The following is a 21,749-nucleotide window of genomic DNA, read 5'->3' as shown; positions in this document are numbered from 1 at the left end:
CCCCACGACCCCTGCGGTCGGGCTGGGTCGGTCGGTCCGTTCCGCCGCCCGCCCGGTCGGGTCGGGTCGGTCGGTTCAGGCCCGCCACACGCGCGGTCGGGCTGGGGTGGGTGACGCGCTCGGACTGCCGCGCCGTCACCGAGATCTCTCGGCCGTGGGTTCGAGGAGCGCGGCTCTCACGCTCGGCGGCCCCGCGCCCTAAGTCACCCCGTCCCGTCACGAGGCGCGCATGGTGACGAGAAGCGAGAAGTGGCCCCGAGGACGAGGCCCGCAGGGGCCACTCCTCGCATCTCGGCAGGAACCGCCCAGCCACCGTGCCACGACCGCGCGCCCGGGCCGAGCGCGACCGCTGGACCCGGGCCGCGGGTCGTGCGGTGACGGGCAGGACGAGCGGTGGGGTCGGACCGTGTGCGAAGGACGTCAGAGGCGCACTCCTAGAACCCCCGCCCGAGAGACCAGGGTGACGGTGCGCCAGTCCGAGCACACGGTCCGACCCCACCGCGGACCCGACGCCGCGGGCCGTGGACCGACGCCAGGACTACGGGACGAGGGTGAGCTCGTCCTTGCTGGCGTCGGCGACCGCCTGCGTGGAGAACGGCCAGTCGTAGGTCTCGCCGCGGGCCCAGGTCTTGAGCTGGTCGGAGTAGTGCGTGGACGCGGGGTGGCCGGAGGTACCGGTGACGGTGACCCAGGTGGAGCGGTCGAGGTCGTCGAGGTCGACGACCATCCGCATCGACGGGCCCGCTGTGACGCCGAACGACCCGGAGGCCGCGTCCCACGCGGTCGCGTTGACGATCGAGGAGCCACCGGGCATGCCGACGGGGTCGGGGTTGACCCAGTTGCGGACGGGGCCGGGGATGGACTCGCCGCCGAGGATCGGGTGCTCGAGCGCGAGCACGTGGAGCTTGCCCCAGGCCCAGTCGGAGGGCTGCTTGCTCTGCTCGACGGTCAGGTCGAGGCGGGCCGAGACGAGCGCCTGGGTGAGGACCTCGTCACGCGTCTCGACGACACTGACGGTCTGGCGGTCGTCCCAGAACGGGTCGGTCGGGTTCTCGAGGAGGTTCTGCACGACGGCGAGCCAGCGGCTCCCGCCGTTCGGCAGCGCCGACTCGGGCAGGTCGTCCCAGAAGGTGAGCTGGAGCAGGTTGCGCCAGACGGCGGCGAAGTAGGCGGCCGCGGCGGAGTCGGTGTCGGTCCGGTAGTCCCAGTCCGCGAGGAGCGCCTGCCCTTCGGCGGCGAAGCTGTCGTCGATCTCCTGGTCGAGGAGGGGCTGCACCAGCACCTCGGCGTAGGGGCTGCGGTCGTCGGTCTGGATCTCGTTCATCGTGTCGACGTCGACGGGTCGTCCGGCGGAGATCTCGGCCTCGAGGAGCTGGCGGATGCGCTGCGAGCGGTAGCCGTAGTCCCAGTCGGTGGTGAGGAACGGCGCGACGCCGGTGGGCAGGACCGCCTGGTTGGCTGCCACGATGAACCCCTCGGCCGGGTCGACGACGCGCGGCATCTGCTCGCTCGGGACGTAGCCCTGCCAGTCGTAGCGCTCGTCCGAGCCGTCGCGGGGCCACGTGCCGTCGGAGGGCACCTCGGCGTCGGGCACCGCCTGGCGGACGGGGATCTTGCCGGGCGCCTGGTAGCCGATGTGACCGTCCGCCGTCGCGAAGACGATGTTCTGCGCGGGCACCTCGAACAGCGCCGCGGCGGCCTGCATGTCGTCGGCGTCCTGCGCGAGGTTGAACGCGAAGACCGCGTCGGCGGTGCGGCCCGGCTCGAGCGCGGTCCACTGGAGGGAGACGGCGTACTCGCCCAGGCGCGTGTCGAGCGCGGGGGTGTCGACGGCAGACTCGGTCGCGGGGATCGCCTCGGAGACGATCGGCCCGTGCACGGTCGAGCGGATCTCGAGCTCGACGTCCTCGCCCCCGGCGACGCTCAGCGTCTCGGTCCGGGTCTCGAGCGGCACCCACTCGTCGCCGCGCAGGTAGGTGTCGTCGCGCACGCGCTCGACGAAGAAGTCGGTGACGTCGGCGCCCATGTTCGTCAGGCCCCACGCGAGCTGCGCGTTGTGCCCGATGATGACGCCGGGGAACCCGGCGAACGAGAAGCCCGCGACGTCGAACGCGCACTGCGGCCCGACCTCGTTGCAGTGCAGCCCGACCTGCGCCCAGATCCCGGGGGCGCCGAGAGCCAGGTGCGGGTCGTTGGCGAGGATCGGCTTGCCGCTGGCGGTGTGGTCGCCGGAGATGACCCACGAGTTGGAGCCCGTGCCCTCGCCGCGCCCGATGAGCACGGGGACGGCGTCGAGCGCGCGGTCGGCGGCCTCGAGGGCGCCCCGGAGGTGGTCCGAGCCGTACTCGGCGCGGGCCTCGGGGCCGAGCTCGAGCGCGACCTGCTGGGGGTTGTCGAGCTCGCCGGGGTCGAGGATCGGCGCGTTGACGTCGGACGGGTAGGCGGGGAACAGCGCGGCGACGCGCCCGGTGTCCTGGAGGGTGCTGTACGACAGCGCGCGCTCGAGCTCGTCGTCGTAGTTGCCACGCAGGTCCCAGGCCATCGCCTTGAGCCAGGCGAGCGAGTCGACGGGATCCCAGGGCTCGGGCTCCGCGACGTCGACCTGGAGGCCGAGCACGGTGTACTCGATCGCGATCTCGGACGGGCTGCGGTTCTCGAGGTACGCGTTGACGCCCTCGGCGTAGGCCTGGAGGTACGCCTTGGTCTCGGGCGAGACGACGTCCCACTCCTCCTCGGCGACCTGCCGCCAGCCGAAGGTCCGCGTCACGGTGTCGGCGGCGATGGCGTCGGGGTTGTCGCCCACGAGCTCCGCGAGCCGACCCGCGGTGACGTGCCGGCGGTAGTCCATCTCGAAGAAGCGGTCCTGCGCCTGGACGTAGCCCTGGGCGCGGAACAGGTCCTCGGGGGTGTCCGCGTAGATCTGCGGCACGCCCTGGGCGTCGCGCAGCACCGTGACCTGGCCCTCGAGCCCGGGGACCTCGATCTGACCGGAGGTCTGCGGCAACGGTCGGCGCACGGTGACGACCACGAACGCGGCGCCCGCGACGAGCGCGAGGACGAGCAGCACGGCCACACCGATCAGGACGCGCCGACGGCCGGACCGACGGCGGCGGGGCGGAGCCGTGGTCTCGACCGGGGTCGCGGGGTCGGCACCGGGGACGGCGTCACCGGCGGGGGCCTCGGCGGGTTCGTGCGCAGACACGGATGCGAGACTACCCGGCCGAGGGCGAGCGCCGGGCCGCGTATGATTAGCACTCGGAAGTTTCGAGTGCCAGGCGGTGTTGACACCGACGACCCGGCCGAGACCGACCCGATCCCGACCCGCCGGTGGCCGCCTGACGGCCGTCTCGTGAACGAGGAGAACCCGTGCCCACCTACGCGTACACGTGCACCGCCTGCGGTCACGCCTTCGACATCCACCAGTCGTTCAGCGACGACGCCCTCACGGTCTGCCCCGAGTGCTCGGGTCGCCTGCGCAAGGTGTTCTCCTCGGTCGGCGTGACGTTCAAGGGCTCGGGCTTCTACCGCACGGACTCGCGCTCGGGCGGGAAGTCCTCGACGACCCCTGCCGCCTCGAAGCCTGCCTCCTCCTCGGCGACGTCGGGCGCGAGCAGCACGTCCGGCAGCTCGAGCAGCACCTCGTCCTCGTCGGGAAGCTCGACCGCCTCCTGATCTGACGCCCCGGGGGCGGGTCCGCGACGGCCGTTCCGACGGCGGTCGACCACAGCCCGCTCCTGACGGCCCGTCCGGGCGTCGACACACCGCGTCCCGTCCACAGGTCCGCACCGGTCGGCGCCCGCCGTCGCCCGGAGCGCGGCTACGGTCGCGCCCATGCTCCGCTCCCCCCGCTCGCCGGATCCCCGTCCGCGCCCTGACCGCTCGCCCGCGCGACGGCGGCTGCTGCGCGGGTTGTGGTGGCGGTCTCGCTTCGTCGTGGCCGCGCTCTGCTGCGGGGTCGCGGCCTCCGTGGTCGTCGGGGCGCTCCGCCCTCCCCCGCCGCCGACCGCACCGGCCGTCGTCACCACGCGCGAGGTGCCGGCGGGCGCCGTGCTGGCGGCGGCGGACCTCCGCGTGGACCACGTGTCCGCGGAGCTCGTCCCGGCCGGCTCCGCAGCGCGGCCCGACGACGTCGTCGGGCGCCGCGCGACCGTCGCCCTGCCTGCGGGCACCCTGCTGCAGGACGCGCTCGTCGCCGGCGGCGAGCTCGCCGCCGCGGCTCCCCCGGGCACGGTCGTCGCACCCGTCCGGCTCGATCCCGGTGTCGCGGCCCTCCTCGGCCCGGGCGACCGCGTCGACCTCCTCGCCGCCGGTGACCAGGCGCTCACGACGTCGCTCACCGACCTGCCGGGCGACGGCCAGGACCCGGTCGCCGCCGACCCCTACCTCGCCCGCGCGGCCGTCGTCGTGCCGGCACCCGAACCCGACGGCGAGGGCGGGCTGCTCGGCACGGGCGGGTCGGGCACGGACGCCGTGACGCTCGTCGCCGTCCGGCCCGAGGAGGCGGTCCGGCTCGCGGCCGCGAGCGGGCAGACGAGCGTCACGGCCGTCCTCGTGCCCTGACGGCGACCGGAGCGCGCCGACGGGTGGACCGACGGCCGGTGCCCGACCCGCCGGGCGAGGCCGTTGCCGGGCGGCACGTGGGTTGGGAGGATCGCGCGTGCACCTGTCGTGGCACCGCCGCCACGCGGACCACCGACCTGAGAGGGAAGCAGCACATGAAGGGCGTGTTCCAAGGATTCAAGGAGTTCGTGCTCCGAGGCAACGCGATCGACCTGGCGGTCGGCGTCGTCATCGGCGCGGCGTTCTCCTCCGTCGTCGACGCGATCGTCACCTACCTGATCAACCCGATCATCGGCGCCATCTTTGGCAAGCCGGACATCTCGAACCTGTGGGACATCACGCTGCGCCCGGCCCACGGCAACGTCGAGGCCTCGGTCCTCTCCGTCGGTGGCCTCCTCAACGCGTTCCTCCAGTTCCTCATCATCGCGATCGCGCTCTACTTCGTCATCGTCCTCCCGATGAACAAGCTCGCCGAGCGTCGCAAGCAGGACGTCGAGCCCGAGCCCGAGGCACCGGCGGAGGACGTGCGCGTCCTCCAGGAGATCCGCGACCTCCTCGCCGCCCAGGCGGCCAGCGGTCCCGGCGCGGCACCGGGCGGCCCCACGCCGCCGCGCGGTCTCTGATCCCGAGCCGCCCGACCGTCGCCTAAGCCCACGCGGCGCGGCGCGGCCGGGACGAACCCGGGGTCGCTCCTCACCTCACGCCGAGAGTGGGGAACGACCCCGGGTTCGGCACGTCAGCGGCGCGTGGTCAGTGCCGCCCGTAGTGCGGCGGGACGTCCCCGAGCAGCCGGTCGTCGTTCTCGCCGCGGCTGCCCCCGCCGGGCGGCGCCCCGTCGCCCCAGCCTTCCGAACGCTCGTCGGCACTCACGCCGGACACGACCTCGCTCTCCGTCCCCCGCCGCACGGCCCGCCGCGGCCGCCGACGCCGCCCCGCGCCGTCGGGCACGTCGTGCGGGCGGTCAGGACTCGGGTCGGACGTGGTGCTCACGCCTCCATCGTCGCACCGCAGGAGCGACCCGTCGTCGGCCACCCGCCACCCATGCCAGCGAGACGCGCGAGGGCACCAGACCCAGGACACCCGCGCGACACGATGACCCGTGCGGCGACGAGCACTCGTGATCGCCGGCAGCGGAGACCACGGTGAGACGACATGGCGGGGTGGGAGGCGGCGCCGGGTCGTGGCGGGCCTGGCGGGAGCCGCGAGGAACGAGCGGCGGATGGTAGACCCGGCGCCGCCTCCCACCCCGCACCCAACCCGACCAGGCGGGCAGTCGCTCGCCCGACCCGGCCCACGGTGATGACGCCGAACGGGTCGGCCGAAAGTCAGAGGTCGTCGTCGCCGTGCTGCTCGTCGTCGTCGATCACGGGCACGACGACGATCCGGTCGCCCCCACCGGTCTGGGCGACGCCGCCCGTCTCGGGCAGCCGCTCGTCGCGCACCGCCTGCACGACCCGCCGGATGCGCTCGGCCTCCTTGGCGGGGTCGAGGAACGCGGCGGCGGACCACACCTGCGCGACGGTCCACCCGATGCGTTCGAGGCGCTCGGCCACCTGCCGGTCCCGGACGCGCACGCTCCGCTCGGCGACGTACGCGGCGTCGTCGGTGAGGACGGCGACGAGGAGCTCGCCGGGCAGGTCGGGGTGGCCGACGACGAGCGGGATGCGGTCGCCGTCGCCGATGCCGTAGTCGGTCTCGACGACGAGGCCCGCCCGCCAGAGGCGCTCGGCGAGGTCGAGCACGAGCCGGTCGGGGCTCCCGCCGAGGTCGACGCCGTTGCCGAGGGTCACCTGGTCGGCGGCTCCGCTGCGCTGCTCGGCGAGGTCGAGGACCTCGGCGAGCAGCCGGGCGCCGGCCCCGCGCAGCCGCTCGGGGTCGAGGTCGCCCGCGGTGAAGCACGACACGACGTGGAGGCGACGGCGGGTGGCGCCGACGGAGTCGAGCAGCATGGCTTCGGCGCCAGGGGTGTTGAGGATGCCGAACCGGTGGAGCACGCGACCGTGCGGCGTGCGGCCGAACCCGACGGACAGGACGATCGTGTCGCGCACGAGCCCGGCGACGCCGGACACGTCGGCGACGACGACGGGTTCGGCGCGGGTACCGGAGAAGAAGCCGGCGAGCGCGGGGTTCTGGCGCACCTCGACGAGGAGTGCGTCGCGGATGCGGTCGGCGTGCAGGGGCGTGACGGTGACGATCGCGAGGGACTCGTCGGGCCGCGTGAGCGCGTGCTCGATGGCGACCTCCACGACGCGGTCCACCTCGGCCTGGGTGCTCTCGACCGCGCCGGACGTCGGGTCGGGCATGCCGGCGCCGTCGACGACGTCGAGCTGGACGAGGACCTCGGCGCGGGGCAGGGGCGCGGGGCGCAGCACACCGTCGTAGCCGTGCTCGGCGAGGAAGGTCGTGACGTAGGGGTCGCGCCGCGACCCGTCGGCGAGGAGCTCGACCGTGGGCAGCAGCTCGGCGAGCTCGCGCACGGTCTCGGTCGAGGCGGCGCGCGGGTCGCCCACCGCGACGACCTGCCGCCCGCGGGCGAGCGCGGAGAGCACGAGCTCGACGGGCGCGTGCTCGATCGCGTCGAGGACGACGAGGTCGACGGTGCGCGTCGCGGGGACGAGGTGCGGCACGAGGGTCGGCGTGGCGACGAGCACGGGGCGCAGGCGCCGCAGCACGGCGGGGTGCTTCTCGGCCGTCTCCCGCAGGCTCACGAGGCGGCCCTCGAGGAGCTCGGTGAACAGGTCCTCGGCCTCGTCCCGGTGCTCGCGCATCGCGGTCCCGAGGTGGTCGCGGACCGCCGCGCGGACGGGCGCGGCCAGCGACGCGACGTGCGTGCGGTCGAGGTCGCGGAACCGGCGCGCGAGCGCGTCGAGGCCGGCGCCGTCCTGCCCGGCCAGGGCCTGGTCCTGCGCGAGCACCTGCTCGAACACGGAGCTCCACCACGCGAGCTCCAGCTCGGGGCCGACGAAGTCGGGCTCGACGCGGCGCACGGCGAGGTCGGCGAGGAGCTCGCCGAGGCCGAGGTCGGTGAGCCGGCGCAGGATCGCGGTCCGCGCGGGGAGGGAGTCGAGGGACTCGGCGTCCTCGGCGAGCGCGTCGAGGCGCGTCGCGAGCGCGTCGAGCGGGGCGTCGAGGAGGTCCCGGCCCCCGGGGGTGCCGTCGAGCGCGGGCTCGAGCTCCTCCACGTCGATGCGCACGGCCTCGTGCGTGTCCTCGATCGCGGACAGCCCCTCGGGCAGGACGGGCCAGCCGCCACGGGGGCACTGCTCCTGCCAGACCGCGCGCTGCGCCTGCACCTCGACGAGCGCGGTGTGCAGGTCGGGCACGCGGACGCCGGGTCGGACCATGTCGCGCGCCTGGCGGTGCAGCCGTCGGCGGGCGAACCAGCCCATCTCGATGCCGTGCTCCGCGCGCCACTGCTTGGTCGCGGTCGCCTCGACCATGTCCTGCGCGGTGCGTTCGAAGATGAGGGGCTGGAACACGTCGAGCGTGCCGCGCATGCCGCCGAGCATGGTGAGCTGGTCGCCCCACTGGCGCAGCGTCGTCGCGGGCGTCAGCCCGGTGCGCTGCGCGACCTGCTCGACCTGCGCGCGCAGCTGCGGGAGCGTGTGCGTGCGGAGGCGCTCGACGCGCACGAGCGCGTCGTGGGCCTCCTGCGGGGTGGTGAGGGCGGCGCCGTACCAGGGGGTCGAGGTCGCGCGCGCGGTGAAGGCGCCGAGCAGCGCGGCCTCGCGCAGCTCCGCCGCGATCCGCTCCCGCTGCGGCCCGACGCCGAGCACGACCTCGGTCGTGAGGCGCACCCGGGTGTCCGGGGCAGGTCGCTCGGCGGTGAGCCGGGCGAGCGCCTGGAGCGCGTCGTAGGCGGACACGCCCCACGGGTCGCGCACGAGGTGCAGCGCCTCGATGTACCCGGCGAGCCGCGCGCGCGCGCCGAGCAGCGCGTCGCGCGTGCGCGCGAGGTCCTCGTCCTCGCCCGGCTCCGGCTCGGTCGCCATCGCGGACAGGAGGCGGTGCGACGCCGTCTCGCGCCACGTCGGCTCCGGGACGACGTCGAGCGCGAGGCCGCCCAGGCCCAGCTCGTCGAGCCGCGCGAGGAGCGCGTCCGCGGCCCGGCGGTGGCCGGGGACGTACAGCACGTGGCGCCCGGACGCCGCGGCCTCGGCGACGACGGCCGCGAGCGTGCCCGCGACGTCGGACCCGGCCGGCGCGTCGACGAAGAGGTGCGACCCGCTCGCGAGCACGTCGACGACGTGGCGCTGGGACGGGTCGAGGTCGCCGGCGCCGCGCTCGTGCACCGGGTCCGCGTCGCCGACGCGCGGCGCGGGCAGCTCGGCACGCAGCGCGACGGCCGAGCGCTCGTCCCCGGCCAGCGCGGCGACGACCTCGTGCCGCTCGAGCGCCGGCGCGAGCTCGTCGAGGTCGTCGACGAGGACCTGCCCGGGGTGCACGAACGTGCCGACGAGGACGCGGTGGGTCAGGTCGAAGTCGTCGAGGACGGCTTGGCCGAGCGCGGCGATGCGACGGGTCGCGTCGCCGGGGTCGAACCCCGCGCCGGTGAACGTGGAGCGCGCGAGCGTCACCGGGTCGAGGAGCGCGCCGTGCGCGCGCAGCGTGCGAGCCAGGAGCGGGTTGATCTCTGCCGTCGGCTCGAGGGTCAGCTCGTAGTCGGTCTCGCCGTCCCCGCGCGGGGTGACGGTCAGAGGACGCAGGAGCACGGGGGCGCGCACGGTCCGAGACGTCGGCTCCTGCTCGGTCTCCTCGACCGCGCCCCGCGGATGGCGGCCCGCGTCAGGGACGTGCGCGCCGTCGGAGCCGTCGGATGCGTCCCGCTCGTCGGAGACCGCCGGGCCGTCCTCACCCGTGGCGTCACCGGGGCCGGGTCCGGCGTCGCCGGGGCCGGCGACGTCGTCGTCCCCGCTCGGGACGACCGTCGCGGTGGTGCGGCCCGCGACCCGGGCGAGCACCGCGACGTCGTCCTCGGCCAGCGGCGCCGAGAGGCTCTGGGTCCAGGTCGCGACCCCGATCGCCAGGTACGTGGGCGCGACGCCGTAGCGCTGGGCGTGCTCGGCGGCGCGAACCACGACGGCCCGTGCGCGGCGCCGCGCGGCGGGCAGCGACCCGCCCTCGCGGAACAGGTTCGAGAGCCGCGTCGGCCGCCCGGCGAAGAGCTGGGCGACGCCCGAGGGGTGGGCGGCCGTCAGGTCGACGACGGCGTCGCCGAGGAGCGAGACGTCGGCGAGCGACGAGCCCCCGGCGAGCTCGACGAGGCCCGCGCGCCACCGCGTGACGGCCTCGTCGACGAGGTCCGCCGTCGTGGGCTCGGGGACGAGCACGGGGCGGGACGGTGTCACGCCGTCGTCCGTCGCGGCGTCGGGCTGGTCGGTCCCACCGGGAGCGGTCGCGGGCAGCCGAGCAGGATCGGCCACGCTCCGGGCGGCTGAGCTGGTGCGGGCTGCGGCATTCACCCTCCGACGCTAACCGTCCGCCTCGCGAGGCCCGGCGCGGCGCGCCGGAGGGCCGGCGACCCGGTCCGCCGGGCGGCGGCGGGCCGGGGCCGCCCTCCGGCGGGTCGTGCGCGAGGCCGGTTGACGACGGGACGACGAACGGCCCCGGATCACGAGAATTCGTGTTCCGAGGCCGTCGTTCCGAGCTATTCCGGGGTGTTCTCCCGGAGAAGTATGAAACAGCGCGCACCGCGCAGGGGGCAGGCGATGCGCGCTGTCGAGGACTATCTTGCACGGCGAGATGGCGGGCGTCAACACGGCCCATGGTCCTGGACGGGTAAATCACCCGCGTGACCCCGGAGGCGTCTGAGAACCACCTGGACGAGCGTCCACAACATGCGCGGGATTCCGCGAATTCGCGACCGCGCACCACTGCCCGCACCCTGTGGCGCACACCACACCGCGCGGCATGCGGCGGGGTTCGCGTGCGAGCCGACGACGCCCCGCGCAGCCCTCGGCAGGATACGTCGCCGTCGTCGGGCCGCCCTCCTCGTCGCCCGTCCCCGGGCCACCCGTGCGCGACGACCGGGCCGGAGCACACCACCGCGGCGCTCCGACCGGCGGCGTCACAGGATCTCTCCCGTTCCTCTGAACCCCCGGCACGACGCCCCTGAGCAAGGTCCACACGAGCGGCCTACCGTGGGAGGACGCCCGTGGCCCGACGCCGGTCCCTGGCGCGCGGCCGTCGTCCACGGCCGGTGGCGGCGGGTGGTCCTGCCCGCCGACGACCGGAAACCCGCACCACGTGACGACACCCCCCGCGCCCCGCCCCGAGAACGACGACTCCCCTGCCCCGCGCCCCGCGCCCCACGACGCCGGCCGCGAGGCGGGGCGTGCCGCCGCGGAGGCCGCGCCCGCGAAGGAGCGCGAGGCCCCCGCCCGGCTCTCCCTCACGCAGGTGGTCGCGAGCTCGCTCGCCGCCGTGAGCACCACGGTGCTGCTGTCGTACTTCGGGACCGCCGGCACGATCATCGGCGCCGGCATCGCGAGCGCCCTCACCGTCGTCGCGAACTACGTCTACACGCGCTCGATCCAGAAGACGCGCGAGCAGCTCGTGCCCGTCGTCGGCAAGGTCGTGCAGGTGACCACCGGTGGGAGCACCCCGCGCGACCGCGCGAACGCCACACCGGTCACGACCGCTGTCGCGAGCGTGCCGCGCGGGACGGTCGTCGTGGCGGACACGGCAACCGCGCCCGATCCGGACGCTGCGTCGGACGCGGAGGCGACGAGCACCCTCCCCACCGACGGCGACCCCGTGGCCCCGGAGGGCACGGAGCCGGAGCAGCCGCAGAACGCCTGGCTGCGGCTCGTCGACCGCTACGGCCGCGGGCGGGTCCTGACGGTCTCCGCGCTCGCCCTGTTCGTCGTGGTGATGGGCGTCGTCCTCGTGGTCGAGCTCGCGATCGGCAAGCCGATCTCCGACGCCGTGCGGGGCGTGGAGGGCTCGGGGACGACGATCAGCCGCGAGCGCTCGACCGGGACCGACGTCCCCGCGACGCCCGCACCGTCGGGCCCGGCCGTGGACCCGTCGACCGTGCCGACCCAGGACCCTGCCCCGAACCCGACGCCGACGGACGAGCCGTCCACCACCCCAACTCCGGACCCCACCGAGAGCCCCACCGAGGAGCCCTCGCCGGAACCGACGACGCCGAACCCCGACCCCTCGACCACGCCTGACCCGGGCACGGGCGAGGGCACCGGCAGCGGCGCGGGCTCGGAGGCCGAGACCGGCACCGGTGGGAGCACGGGCACGGCGCCCACGCCGGCACCGTCGACCGGACCGGCGACCGGCGCCTCGGCCTAGCACCGCGGTCGGGCGCTCCCGTCACCAGCGGAGCGTCTCCCGGACCCGGTGCTCCAGCCGCGGCGCGACACCCGTCTCGACCTCGACCTCGCCCCGCACCCACACCGCGGTCTCAGGGGCGCTGGTGATGACCGCGTCCACGTCGCCCGCGCGCAGCACGGCCCGCAGCCCCGCGGTGTCGTTCACGGTCCACACGAGCAGGTCGACCCCCGCCGCGCGCACCACGGCGCGCGTCCGCGGGCCGAGCGAGGACTGCTCCACGGCGAGGAAGTCGACGTCCGGGACCTCCCGCACGCCCCGCACGAGCGGGACGACGTACCCCACCTCGATCTCCGGAGCGGCAGCGTTCACCGCGTCGGCGAGGTCCGGGTAGATCGCCTGGACGAGGTACTCGTCGGCGACGCCCTCCTCGCGCAGCAGCGCGACGACGTCGGGCACGTACGACGCCGTCTCCCCGCCGTGGAGCTTCAGCTCGACGAGGAGCGGCTGGTCCAGCTCCTTCGCGCGCCGCACGAAGTCCCGCAGCGACGGGATCGTCGCCTCGTGCCCGCCCTGTCGGATCGTCGTCGCGGTGAGCTCGTCGAGCGTGAGGTCCGCGACCGCGCGCCCCGACCCGGCGAGGCGGCGCAGCGTCGTGTCGTGGAAGACCACGAGCCCCCCGTCGGAGGCCTGCAGCACGTCCAGCTCGACGTAGTCCACGCCCAGCGCGGCCGCGGCCTCGAGGGACGGGATCGAGTTCTCGACCGCGGCGGCGGGGTGCCCGCGGTGCGCGACGACGCCGGGCAGGTGCTCCGTGACCCGGGAGACCGCCAGCGTGTTCGTGGCGACGAGCGCCAGGGCGCCGAGGACCGCCCCCGCAGCGAGGACGGCGCGCGCCGGGCTGGGCGGGACGACGGCGGGGCCCCCGACCGCGGGTGCCGGCACGAGGGGCGTCGTCGCGGCCGCCTCGGACCCCGCGCGCCCGGGCCGTCGCTCCCGCGCGACGGCGACGAGCACGTGGGCCACGGTCGCCGCGACCGCACCCGCGAGGACGACTGCCAGCACCTGCACGACGGCGAGCCCGACCCCCGCCACGACCGCCGCCGCGCCGGGCGCCTGGGCGTCGGCGACCCGGGTCGGGACCAGGACGAGGGCGGCCGCAGCCCCCGCGACGACCAGGGCGGCGAGGCCGACGGGCACCAGCACGACGAGCAGCCGCAGGGTGGCCCGGCGCGTGGCGCGCCAGCTCGCCCGCATCGCGGCCGCGACCGTGCCGCCGTCCTCCACCAGGAACGTCGTCGTGAGGACCAGCCGCAGGTTCGCCCACAGCACCGCCACCAGGAACGCGACGTAGACCAGGAGGCCGCCCCGGAACTTCAGGAGCTCGGCGATGACGAAGTCCGGGATCGCGACTCCCCGGACGAGGAGCGCCGCCGTCCCGAGTCCACCGAGCGGGACCAGGACGACCGCGTAGAGCAGGAACAGGGCGAGCTGCGGGCTGCGCAGGCCGCGGGCCGCACGGCCCAGGTCGCGCAGGACTCCGCGCAGCGTCACCGGCTCGCCCTGGTCGGCCCTCCACGCGACGGCGACGAACGCCCCGTGCTGCACGAGGACCACGGCGCCGACGACCACGGCGAGCACCACGAGCAGCAGCACCGACAGCGGGGTGGTCAGGACATGGACCACGTTCTGGTGCGTCAGCGCCTGGACGCCCGCCGCCGCCGCGCTCGCTCGCGCGAGCCACGACACCACCGGCACGGTGACCGCGGAGAGCACGACGGCGAGGACGAGCACGCGGACGGTCACGCCGCGCAGCGCGTACGACCGCCGTGTCGCGTCGCGCAGCAGTGCCCACGGGCTCATGGAACCTCGCTCCCGGTCTGGTCGTGCGAGGTGGCGGTCGGCCGGGGCGGCCCGTGCCGGACTCTCGGTGCGCCTGGCCAGATTCGAACTGGCGACACCCGCTTTAGGAGAGCGGTGCTCTATCCCCTGAGCTACAGGCGCGCGGCCCCGGGGAACGGGCCGGGGGACAGCCTAGCCGTCGGCGACCGTCCGAGGCGAAGCGCGCCCCCGCCGACGTGACCGTCGGGCCGGAGCGCGGCTCGCACGCGAGGATGGGCGCATGCCCACCGGACGTGCCGACGCGCCACGACGCGTCCTCCTCGACTGCGACCCCGGCCACGACGACGCGATCGCGATGCTGCTCGCGCACGGCAGCCCCGCCGTCGACCTCGTGGCCGTGACGACGGTCGCGGGCAACCAGACGCTGGAGAAGGTCACCCGCAACGCGCTCGCCGTCGCCGAGCTCGCGGGGATCGACGTCCCGGTCGCGGCCGGGTGCGACCGCCCGCTCGTCCGGCCGCGGATCGTCGCACCGGACATCCACGGCGACTCCGGGATGGACGGGCCTGTCCTGCCCTCACCACGCCGCACCGTCGACCGCCGCCACGCGGTGGACCTCGTCGTGGACACGGTCATGGGCGCAGAGCCCGGCGAGATCACGCTCGTGCCGACCGGACCCCTGACGAACGTCGCGATGGCGGCGCGCAAGGAGCCGCGTATCGTGCCGCGCGTCCGGGAGGTCGTGATGATGGGCGGCGGCTACCACGTGGGCAACCGCACGCCGGTCGCGGAGTTCAACGTGCTCGCCGACCCGGAGGCCGCGCACGTCGTCCTGAACGAGCCGTGGCCGGTGACGATGGTCGGGCTGGACCTCACGCACCAGGCGGTCGCGACGCCGGACGTGCGCGACCGGCTCTCCGGGCTCGACACCGCCGCCTCGCGGTTCGTCGGCGAGCTGCTCGACTTCTACGGGGCGACGTACCGCTCCGCGCAGGGCTTCCTCTACCCGCCCGTCCATGACCCGTGCGCCGTCGCGTACGTGATCGACCCCGAGGTGATGACGACGCGCCGCGCCCCGCTGGACGTCGAGCTCCACGGCGCGCTGACCACCGGGATGACGGTCGCGGACCTGCGCGGCGACGAGCCGGGCCCCGACGAGTGCCGCACCCAGGTCGCGGTCACCCTCGACCACCCCCGCTTCTGGGACCTGGTCCTCGACGCCCTCCGCGACCTCCCCGCCTGACCGGTTGTGGGCATGAGATGGGCCCGGTTCCGTCGAGGAAACCGGGCCCATCTCATGCCCACAAACCAGTCAGGGACGCAGCGCCGTGACGAAGCGGTAGCGCAGGCCGGTGGACGACGTCGCCCAGTCGCCCGGGTGCGCGGCCCACCCGGCGGGGATCTCGGGCGCGAAGGTGTCGCCCTCGACGACGGTGTCGATCTCCGTGACGACGCACCGGTCCGCGAGCGCGATCGTCGCGGCGTAGAGCTGCGCGCCGCCCATGACCCAGACCTCGCCCGACCCGGTGTCGCGCGCCGCCGCGCGGGCGGCTGCGAGCGCCTCGGTGACCGACCCGGCCACGCGCACGGGCGCGCCGCCCTCGGCCGCCGGGCGACGGCCGTCGGGCACCGTGCCGGCGGACGCACCGACGCCCGGTGACGGCTCCCCGGCGAACCACCCGGCCTGCCGCGTCACGACGACGTTCGTCCGTCCCGGCAGGGGGCGAAACCGGGGCGGGAGCGAGTCCCACGTGCGGCGTCCCATGACGACGGGGTGGCCCGACGTGACACGCCGGAAGTGGGCGAGGTCCTCGGGCAGGTGCCACGGCATGGCGCCGCCCGCGCCGATGACCGGCCGCCCCGCGCCGTCGCGCGCCTGTGCCCAGACCAGCCCGAGCGTCGGCTCGGCGGGCGCCTCCTCCCCCACCGCCGTCAGACCGCGATCGGGGCCTTGATCGTCGGGTGGTGCTGGTACCCGACGACCTCGATGTCCTCGTACTCGTACGCGTCGATCGAGTCGCGCGGCGCGAGGCGCAGGGTCGGGTACGGGTAGGGCTCGCGCGTGAGCTGCTCGCGCACCTGCTCGACGTGGTTGTCGTAGATGTGCACGTCGCCGCCGGTCCACACGAAGTCGCCGACCTCGAGCCCGGTCTGCGCCGCGACCATGTGGACGAGCAGCGCGTACGACGCGATGTTGAACGGCACGCCGAGGAACAGGTCGGCCGAGCGCTGGTAGAGCTGGCACGACAGCTTCCCGTCGGCCACGTAGAACTGGAAGAACGCGTGGCACGGCGGCAGGGCCATGTCCTCGATCTCCGCGACGTTCCACGCGGAGACGATGTGCCGGCGCGAGTCGGGGTTCGCCCTGATCTGCTCGATCACCTGGGCGACCTGGTCGACGTGTCGCCCGTCCGGCGTCGGCCACGAGCGCCACTGGACGCCGTAGACCGGGCCGAGCTCGCCGTCGGCGTCGGCCCACTCGTCCCAGATGCTCACGCCGCGCTCCTGGAGCCAGCGCACGTTCGAGTCGCCGCGCAGGAACCACAGCAGCTCGTACGCGATCGACTTGAGGTGGACGCGCTTGGTGGTGATGAGCGGGAAGCCCTGCGACAGGTCGAAGCGGAGCTGGCGCCCGAACACGCTGCGCGTGCCCGTCCCGGTGCGGTCGCCCTTGTGGGTGCCGTGGGCGAGGACGTCGCGCAGCAGGTCCTCGTACGGGGTCGGGACCGGCCGGGCGGGGCTGCCCGACGGCGCACGCTCGCCCTCGGTCACGACGGCGAGGGTCGGGGAGGTCGAGTCGGGGGCCACGGTCGTCAGTGTGGGTCGTCGCCGCGGGGCGGGTCAACCACTGCCGTCGGCCTGTCCCGACCTCGACCGCGCGCGGCCGCGGGCGCTCGTCGACGAGGGTGACGCACGTCATGTCACGCAGCGCGCTCCCGGGCGGTCGTACGGGTAGAGCGCCGGACCGGACGCTCGTGGGCACAGGAGGCAGTGATGGAACGCATCGTCGTCGTCGGTGGGGGCTACGCCGGGTTCACGGCGGCCCGGGAGCTCGAGCAGCGCCTGCGGCGCGAGCTGCGCCGCGGCGAGGTCGAGGTGGTCCTGGTCGACCCGCGCCCGTACATGACGTACCAGCCGTTCCTGCCGGAGGTCGTGGCGGGCTCGGTCGAGGCGCGGCACGCCGCGGTCGCGCACCGCAGCCACCTGCACCGCACGCGCCTCGTCGACGGGACGGTCGAGCGCGTGGACCACGCGCGCCGCACGGTCGTCGTGCGGCCGCGCTCGGGCGAACCGTACGACCTGACGTACGACACGGTCGTCGTGACCGCGGGCGCCGTGACGCGCGTGTTCCCCGTGCCGGGCGTCGCCGAGCACGCGATCGGCATGAAGCACGTCGAGGAGGCCGTCGCGATCCGCGACCGGTTGCTCACGTCGTTCGACCGCGCCGCGAGCCTGCCCGTCGGGCCGGAGCGCGAGCGGCTGCTCACGGTGACGTTCGTCGGCGGCGGGTTCTCGGGCGTCGAGGGGTTCGCCGAGCTCCTGTCGCTCGCGCACGACCTCACGCGCGTCTACCCCGAGATCGACCCGGCGGAGCTGCGGTTCCACCTCGTCGAGCGCAACCCGCGCCTCCTGCCGGAGGTCACCGAGCGTCCGGGGCGATGGGTCCTGCGCGAGCTCGAGCGCCGGGGTGCGCACGTGCACCTGGAGGCCGGGCTCGTGTCGGCCGAGGGCGGGGTCGTGACGCTCTCGACCGGCGAGTCGTTCGCCACGGGGCTGCTCGTGTGGACGGCGGGCAACGCGGCGAACCCCGTCGTCGCGACGCACACCGACCTGCCCGTCGACGCGCGCGGCTACCTCGTCACGCGTCCCGACCTGCGGGTCGGGACCGTGGACGGCGCCGTCCCCGACGCCTGGGCCGCGGGCGACGGCGCCGCCGTCCCCGACCTCGCGGTCCCCCGGCCGGGCGCGCTGACCGTCCCCAACGCGCAGCACGCCGTGCGGCAGGGCCGGCTCCTGGCCCGCAACCTCGTCGCGGCCCGGCGCGGTCGGGCCACGCGGCCGTACGTGCACGGCAGCCTCGGGGTCGTCGCGACGCTCGGCCTCGGCTCGGGCGTGTTCGAGTACCGGCGGATCGTCGTGCGCGGGCGCCTCGCGTGGCTCATGCACCGCGGGTACCACGTCCTCGCGATCCCGACCTGGGAGCGCACGGCCCGCGTGCTCGCCGTGTGGGCGACGGGCGCGCTGTTCGGGCGCGACGTCGTCTCGCTCGCCGCGGTGCAGCGCCCGCGCGAGGCGTTCGTCGCCGGGGCGACGGCGACCGCCGCCACCACGACCGTCACCACCACGCCGGTGCGACCGGCACCGGAACCCGCCGCGCCGGAACCTCTCCGCGCGGCCTGAGACCGCCGTCCGGGTCCGTCGGCCCGCCCCGACCGACGGACCCGGGCGGCTACCCCCGAGAGGCACCGGGGAGCGCGGCGAGGGCCGGGGAATCACGCGCCCGCCGTCCGCGTTCTCCGGGCGACCGACCGGTGGGCGACGAGCGCACCGGCACCGCACGAGTGCGAGGATCGACGCATGACGACCGAGCCAGCCACCACGCCGCAGACGGGCACCGACGAGATCGCCCCGTCGTCGCCGTCGCCCACGGACGCCCTGTGGGTCGAGCGCACGGGCGTGCGCACGTACACGGGCCGCTCCGCGCGCGGCGCGCAGGTGCTCATCGGGCCCGCGAGCGAGGGCGCGGTGTTCACGCCGGGCGAGCTGCTGAAGATCGCGCTGGCCGCGTGCGCGGGCATGAGCTCGGACCGCACGTTCGCGCGCCGCCTCGGCGACGACTACACGGTGACGATCCACGCCGAGGGCGTCAAGGACCTGCCCGAGGACCGCTACCCCGAGATCACGGAGCGGTTCGAGATCGACCTGTCCTCGCTCGACGACGAGGTGCGCGAGCGCCTGCTCACGGTCGCCGAGCGGGCGATCGAGAAGACCTGCACAGTGGGACGGACGATCAAGGCCGGCGCGACCGTGCACACGGTGTTCCAGCAGCCGGGCGGCAGCGTCGAGTGACGACCGGGCCCTGAGGCCCGACCGACGACGGGAGGCGTGATGGCGCACGAGCAGCCGTCCGGTACGCCGGACTACGGGACGTGGGACCCCCAGCGGGGCCCGACGTCGGACGCCGTCGCGCGCCGCGGTCGGCGCGCCGTCCAGGCGCCGCAGGACGCGCACGTCGACGCGACGGACTGGGCCGCCTACCGGCCCACGCCGCTGCTCGACGCGGCGCTCGACAAGGCCGTGACGATCCCGTCCCACGTGATCCGGGCGCACGTGGACGGCGTGCGCCGGCGGAACCCGGAGGCGAGCCCCGCGCAGGTGGTGCGGATCCTCGAGCGCGAGTACCTGCTCGTCATCCAGGCGGCCGGCGGTGCCGTGGGCGCGGCCGCGGCGTTCCCCGCGGTGGGCACCGGGGTCGGCATCGCGCTCACGTCGAGCGACATCGCGACGTTCTTCGCGTCCTCTGCGGCGTTCGCGCTCGCCGTGGCGGACGTGCACGGGATCGCCGTGGACGACGTCCCGCGCCGCCGTGCCTTGCTCCTTGCCACCGTCCTCGGCGAGAAGGGCGCGCGCGACGTCGAGCGCGCCACCCAGGGCTCCGGTCTCGCGTGGGGCAAGGTCCTGCTGACGAGCATGCCCGCCGGGACGCTCGTCAAGGTGAACAAGGCGCTCGGCAACCGCTTCCTGCGCACGCAGCTCGCCAAGCAGTCCGGCCTCGCGATCGGGCGCCTCGTCCCGTTCGGCGTCGGTGCGGTCGTGGGCGTCGCGGGAGCCCGGGCGCTCGGGCACGGCGTGATCGGCCAGTCCCGGCGCGCGTTCGGGCCGCCGCCGTCGGTGTTCGGGCGGCTCCTGGAGGTCGTCGAGTCACCGGTCGAGGACGCGCCGCCGCGGCTCGTCCCCGTGCCCGACGACGCGACGAACCCCCGGCGGCGCCGTCGCCTCCTGCCCGGGCGCGGGCGGCGGGACCACTCCGCCGCGCGCGACGCGGAGTGACGGGCGGCGACGAGGCGCCCCGCCGGGGTCGACCCGTGCGGCGGGTCGCCGTGGCGCGCGAGCTCGACGTCGACGCGACCGTCGCGTTCGCGTGGGTCGCCGACCCGCGCACGCACCCGCGCTGGATCCCGCTCACCGTGATCGCGACCCCCGCGGTCCGCGGCCCGGAGGTCGGCGACCGCTTCACGATGGTGAGCGGGCCGCGCGTCGGGCGCACGGGGCGAGGCTTCACCGACCGCATGGTGGTCGAGTCGCTCGACCGCCCGTCCGTCGCGGCGGGCCGGACCGGGAGCACGCGGGTGCGCAAGCTCGGGCCGGTGCTGCTCGGCGACGCGGGGTTCGACGTCGTCCCGCTGGGCCGCGGTCGCTGCCGCGTCGTGTGGTGGGAGGAGGCGTACCTCGCCGGACCGGTCCCCCGCGCGGTGACCGCGCCGCTCGTCGGGCTCGCGCTGCGCGTGATGATGCACGTGTCGCTGCGACGCCTCGAGGACCGTCTGTCCGCCCGCCGCTAGGTGTGTCCCGCCGTCGTGCCGGGCGCTCACGCGGCAGCACCGGACGTCGGTGAGACCGCCGGCGCGCGGAGCGCCGGGGCGAGCACGGCCACGAGCACTGCGGCGACGACGGCGAGCCAGAACGGCGTGGCGCCCGCGGCAGCAGGCCACCCTCCGGCGCCGGAGCCGCCGGCCGCAGCGAGCATCGCCGCCAGGACGGCGACGCCCAGCGCCCCGCCGAGCTGGTTGCCGATGAAGAGCACGGTGCTGCCCGAGGGGACGAGCGGGACCGGCAGTGCGCGGTAGACCGCGGAGACGGTCGGGCTGCCGATCGAGCCGAGGCCCAGCCCGATCGCGAGGGACGCGAGGACGAACACCGCGAACGGCGTCGACGGTCCGCTCGTGACGAGGAGGACCGCTCCGACCAGGGCGACGACCGCGCCCGCCGCGACCGGGCGGGGCGCGCCGAGCCGGTCGCTCAATCGACCTGCGACGGGCATCGCGACGAGCGTCCCGACGGCGTACGGCACGAGCATCGCGCCCGCGACGGACGCCGAGAGCCCGGCGACGCTCACGAGGTACTGCGGCAGGCCGAAGAACAGCGGGTAGATCGACAGGCCGAGCAGCGCCATGATGACGATGCCCGGGGCGAATCCCGGGTACCGGAACGTGCCGAGGTCGACGATCGCCGCCGCCCCGCGACGCCGGGCGACGAGCACGAAGGCGACGAAGCCCAGCGCCGACACGACGACCAGCGCGACGAGTCCGCCGTCGACACCGGCCGCGGCCCCGCGGGAGAGCGCGACGAGCGCGGTCGACGTCGCGGTTGCGAGGAGCGCGAGGCCGACCACGTCGAGCCGGACCGGCGTCCGCTCGGCGTCGCGGACCGCCACGACCGACCCGACGAGCACGACCACCCCGAGCACGGCGATGAGCCCGAGCGACCACCGCCAGCCCACGGTGTCCGCGGCGACGCCGCCGAGCACCGGCCCGGCGAGCGGGCCGATCGACATCGCGGCGGCGACGACGCCCATGACCCGGCCCATCCGCGCCGGGCCGGCGGCGCGCGCGACGGCGGTGAGCATGAGCGGCTCGAGCGCGCCGCCCCCGAGTCCCTGGACCCCGCGCGCGACGACGAGCGTCCCCAGGTCAGGGGCGAGCGCCGCCGCCGTCGCCCCGACGACGAATACCGCGAGGCCCGTGAGCCACGTGGCGCGCACCCCGAACCGCAGGCTCGCCCACCCCCCGAGCGGGATCGCGACGGCGGTCGCGAGGAGGTACGCCGTCGTGACCCAGTGGACCGACGCTCCCGCGCCGAGCTCGGCCGACAGCGCGGGGACCGTGGCCCCGACGACCGTCGTGGCGAGCAGGGCCAGCACCCCGCCCGCGGTGAGGAGCACGATGCCGGCGCTGGAGCTCGTCGCGCCGCGTCGGGTGGTGAACTCTGCGGTAGCCTCAACTGAACTCATGCGTTCACTATACGCATGAGTTCAGTCCGCACAACCCCCCGGTAGGATCGGG

General features: G+C 75.5%; 16 protein-coding genes, 1 tRNA gene and 1 pseudogene. 9 read left to right on the top strand and 9 right to left on the bottom strand.

The window, feature by feature from the left end:
• Positions 1-538: 538 nt before the first annotated feature.
• On the bottom strand, positions 539-3,202 hold the full coding sequence (locus NF338_RS16060; RefSeq protein ID WP_412847039.1) for a penicillin acylase family protein: 2,664 nt from the start codon (positions 3,200-3,202) through the stop codon (positions 539-541).
• Positions 3,203-3,366: 164 nt separating this feature from the next.
• On the opposite strand from NF338_RS16060, the pseudogene NF338_RS21005 reads away from it, so the two are divergent.
• A pseudogene (locus tag NF338_RS21005) lies at positions 3,367-3,507 on the top strand (FmdB family zinc ribbon protein); the annotation flags it as partial.
• Between the two features lie 14 nt (positions 3,508-3,521).
• On the opposite strand, the gene NF338_RS21000 reads toward NF338_RS21005, so the two are convergent.
• Entirely contained in the window at positions 3,522-3,725 is a 204-nt protein-coding gene (locus tag NF338_RS21000; protein ID WP_318783130.1) for a hypothetical protein, read from the bottom strand.
• 106 nt (positions 3,726-3,831) lie between these two features.
• Here NF338_RS21000 and NF338_RS16050 point away from each other — a divergent pair, with 106 nt between their 5' ends.
• Positions 3,832-4,560: an SAF domain-containing protein gene (locus NF338_RS16050; protein ID WP_264031696.1), complete on the top strand. Its 729-nt coding sequence runs from the start codon at positions 3,832-3,834 to the stop codon at positions 4,558-4,560.
• Between the two features lie 155 nt (positions 4,561-4,715).
• Positions 4,716-5,183 (top strand): large conductance mechanosensitive channel protein MscL, encoded by a 468-nt coding sequence (gene mscL, locus NF338_RS16045; protein WP_264031695.1) that lies wholly within the window; start codon positions 4,716-4,718, stop codon positions 5,181-5,183.
• Positions 5,184-5,310: 127 nt separating this feature from the next.
• On the opposite strand, the gene NF338_RS16040 is transcribed toward mscL, so the two are convergent.
• Entirely contained in the window at positions 5,311-5,550 is a 240-nt protein-coding gene (locus tag NF338_RS16040) for a hypothetical protein (protein WP_264031694.1), read from the bottom strand.
• A gap of 335 nt (positions 5,551-5,885) precedes the next feature.
• Complete coding sequence (locus NF338_RS16035; protein ID WP_264031693.1) at positions 5,886-9,983, bottom strand: hypothetical protein; 4,098 nt, start codon at positions 9,981-9,983, stop codon at positions 5,886-5,888.
• 823 nt (positions 9,984-10,806) lie between these two features.
• Between NF338_RS16035 and NF338_RS16030 the strand changes: the two genes are divergently transcribed.
• A complete protein-coding gene (locus tag NF338_RS16030; RefSeq protein ID WP_264031692.1) occupies positions 10,807-11,865 on the top strand; it encodes a hypothetical protein in 1,059 nt (352 codons plus the stop codon).
• A 21-nt stretch (positions 11,866-11,886) separates the two neighbouring features.
• On the opposite strand, the gene NF338_RS16025 is transcribed toward NF338_RS16030, so the two are convergent.
• Both NF338_RS16025 and NF338_RS16020 read right to left on the bottom strand, forming a co-directional pair.
• Positions 11,887-13,707: a glycerophosphoryl diester phosphodiesterase membrane domain-containing protein gene (locus tag NF338_RS16025; protein ID WP_264031691.1), complete on the bottom strand. Its 1,821-nt coding sequence runs from the start codon at positions 13,705-13,707 to the stop codon at positions 11,887-11,889.
• A gap of 68 nt (positions 13,708-13,775) precedes the next feature.
• Positions 13,776-13,848 (bottom strand) — tRNA-Arg (locus NF338_RS16020).
• A gap of 118 nt (positions 13,849-13,966) precedes the next feature.
• On the opposite strand from NF338_RS16020, the gene NF338_RS16015 reads away from it, so the two are divergent.
• Positions 13,967-14,929 carry a nucleoside hydrolase gene (locus tag NF338_RS16015; protein WP_264031690.1) on the top strand — a complete coding sequence of 321 codons (963 nt, stop codon included), beginning with the start codon at positions 13,967-13,969 and terminating at the stop codon, positions 14,927-14,929.
• A 69-nt stretch (positions 14,930-14,998) separates the two neighbouring features.
• On the opposite strand, the gene NF338_RS16010 is transcribed toward NF338_RS16015, so the two are convergent.
• Together NF338_RS16010 and NF338_RS16005 are read right to left on the bottom strand one after the other, a co-directional pair.
• A complete protein-coding gene (locus tag NF338_RS16010; protein WP_318783124.1) occupies positions 14,999-15,613 on the bottom strand; it encodes a dihydrofolate reductase in 615 nt (204 codons plus the stop codon).
• Positions 15,614-15,618: 5 nt separating this feature from the next.
• Positions 15,619-16,458 (bottom strand): thymidylate synthase, encoded by an 840-nt coding sequence (locus tag NF338_RS16005; protein WP_264031769.1) that lies wholly within the window; start codon positions 16,456-16,458, stop codon positions 15,619-15,621.
• 222 nt (positions 16,459-16,680) lie between these two features.
• Between NF338_RS16005 and NF338_RS16000 the strand changes: the two genes are divergently transcribed.
• From NF338_RS16000 to NF338_RS15985, 4 genes are all read left to right on the top strand, one after another.
• Positions 16,681-18,087 carry an NAD(P)/FAD-dependent oxidoreductase gene (locus tag NF338_RS16000; RefSeq protein WP_264031689.1) on the top strand — a complete coding sequence of 469 codons (1,407 nt, stop codon included), beginning with the start codon at positions 16,681-16,683 and terminating at the stop codon, positions 18,085-18,087.
• Between the two features lie 177 nt (positions 18,088-18,264).
• A complete protein-coding gene (locus NF338_RS15995) occupies positions 18,265-18,756 on the top strand; it encodes an OsmC family protein (protein WP_264031688.1) in 492 nt (163 codons plus the stop codon).
• Between the two features lie 39 nt (positions 18,757-18,795).
• Positions 18,796-19,737, top strand: a complete 942-nt coding sequence (locus tag NF338_RS15990; RefSeq protein WP_264031687.1) for a hypothetical protein — start codon at positions 18,796-18,798, stop codon at positions 19,735-19,737.
• 35 nt (positions 19,738-19,772) lie between these two features.
• Positions 19,773-20,249 carry an SRPBCC family protein gene (locus NF338_RS15985; protein ID WP_264031686.1) on the top strand — a complete coding sequence of 159 codons (477 nt, stop codon included), beginning with the start codon at positions 19,773-19,775 and terminating at the stop codon, positions 20,247-20,249.
• 26 nt (positions 20,250-20,275) lie between these two features.
• Here NF338_RS15985 and NF338_RS15980 read toward each other — a convergent pair whose 3' ends face one another.
• The gene (locus NF338_RS15980; protein ID WP_264031685.1) at positions 20,276-21,697 is read right to left on the bottom strand and encodes a DHA2 family efflux MFS transporter permease subunit; all 1,422 of its coding nucleotides are present in this window, start codon (positions 21,695-21,697) and stop codon (positions 20,276-20,278) included.
• Positions 21,698-21,749: the final 52 nt, after the last annotated feature.

Origin of the sequence: Cellulosimicrobium sp. SH8, from assembly GCF_025818875.1 — a bacterium.
Lineage (GTDB): Bacteria > Actinomycetota > Actinomycetes > Actinomycetales > Cellulomonadaceae > Cellulosimicrobium > Cellulosimicrobium cellulans_D.
This window is presented reverse-complemented; position numbering and strand designations above follow the sequence as displayed.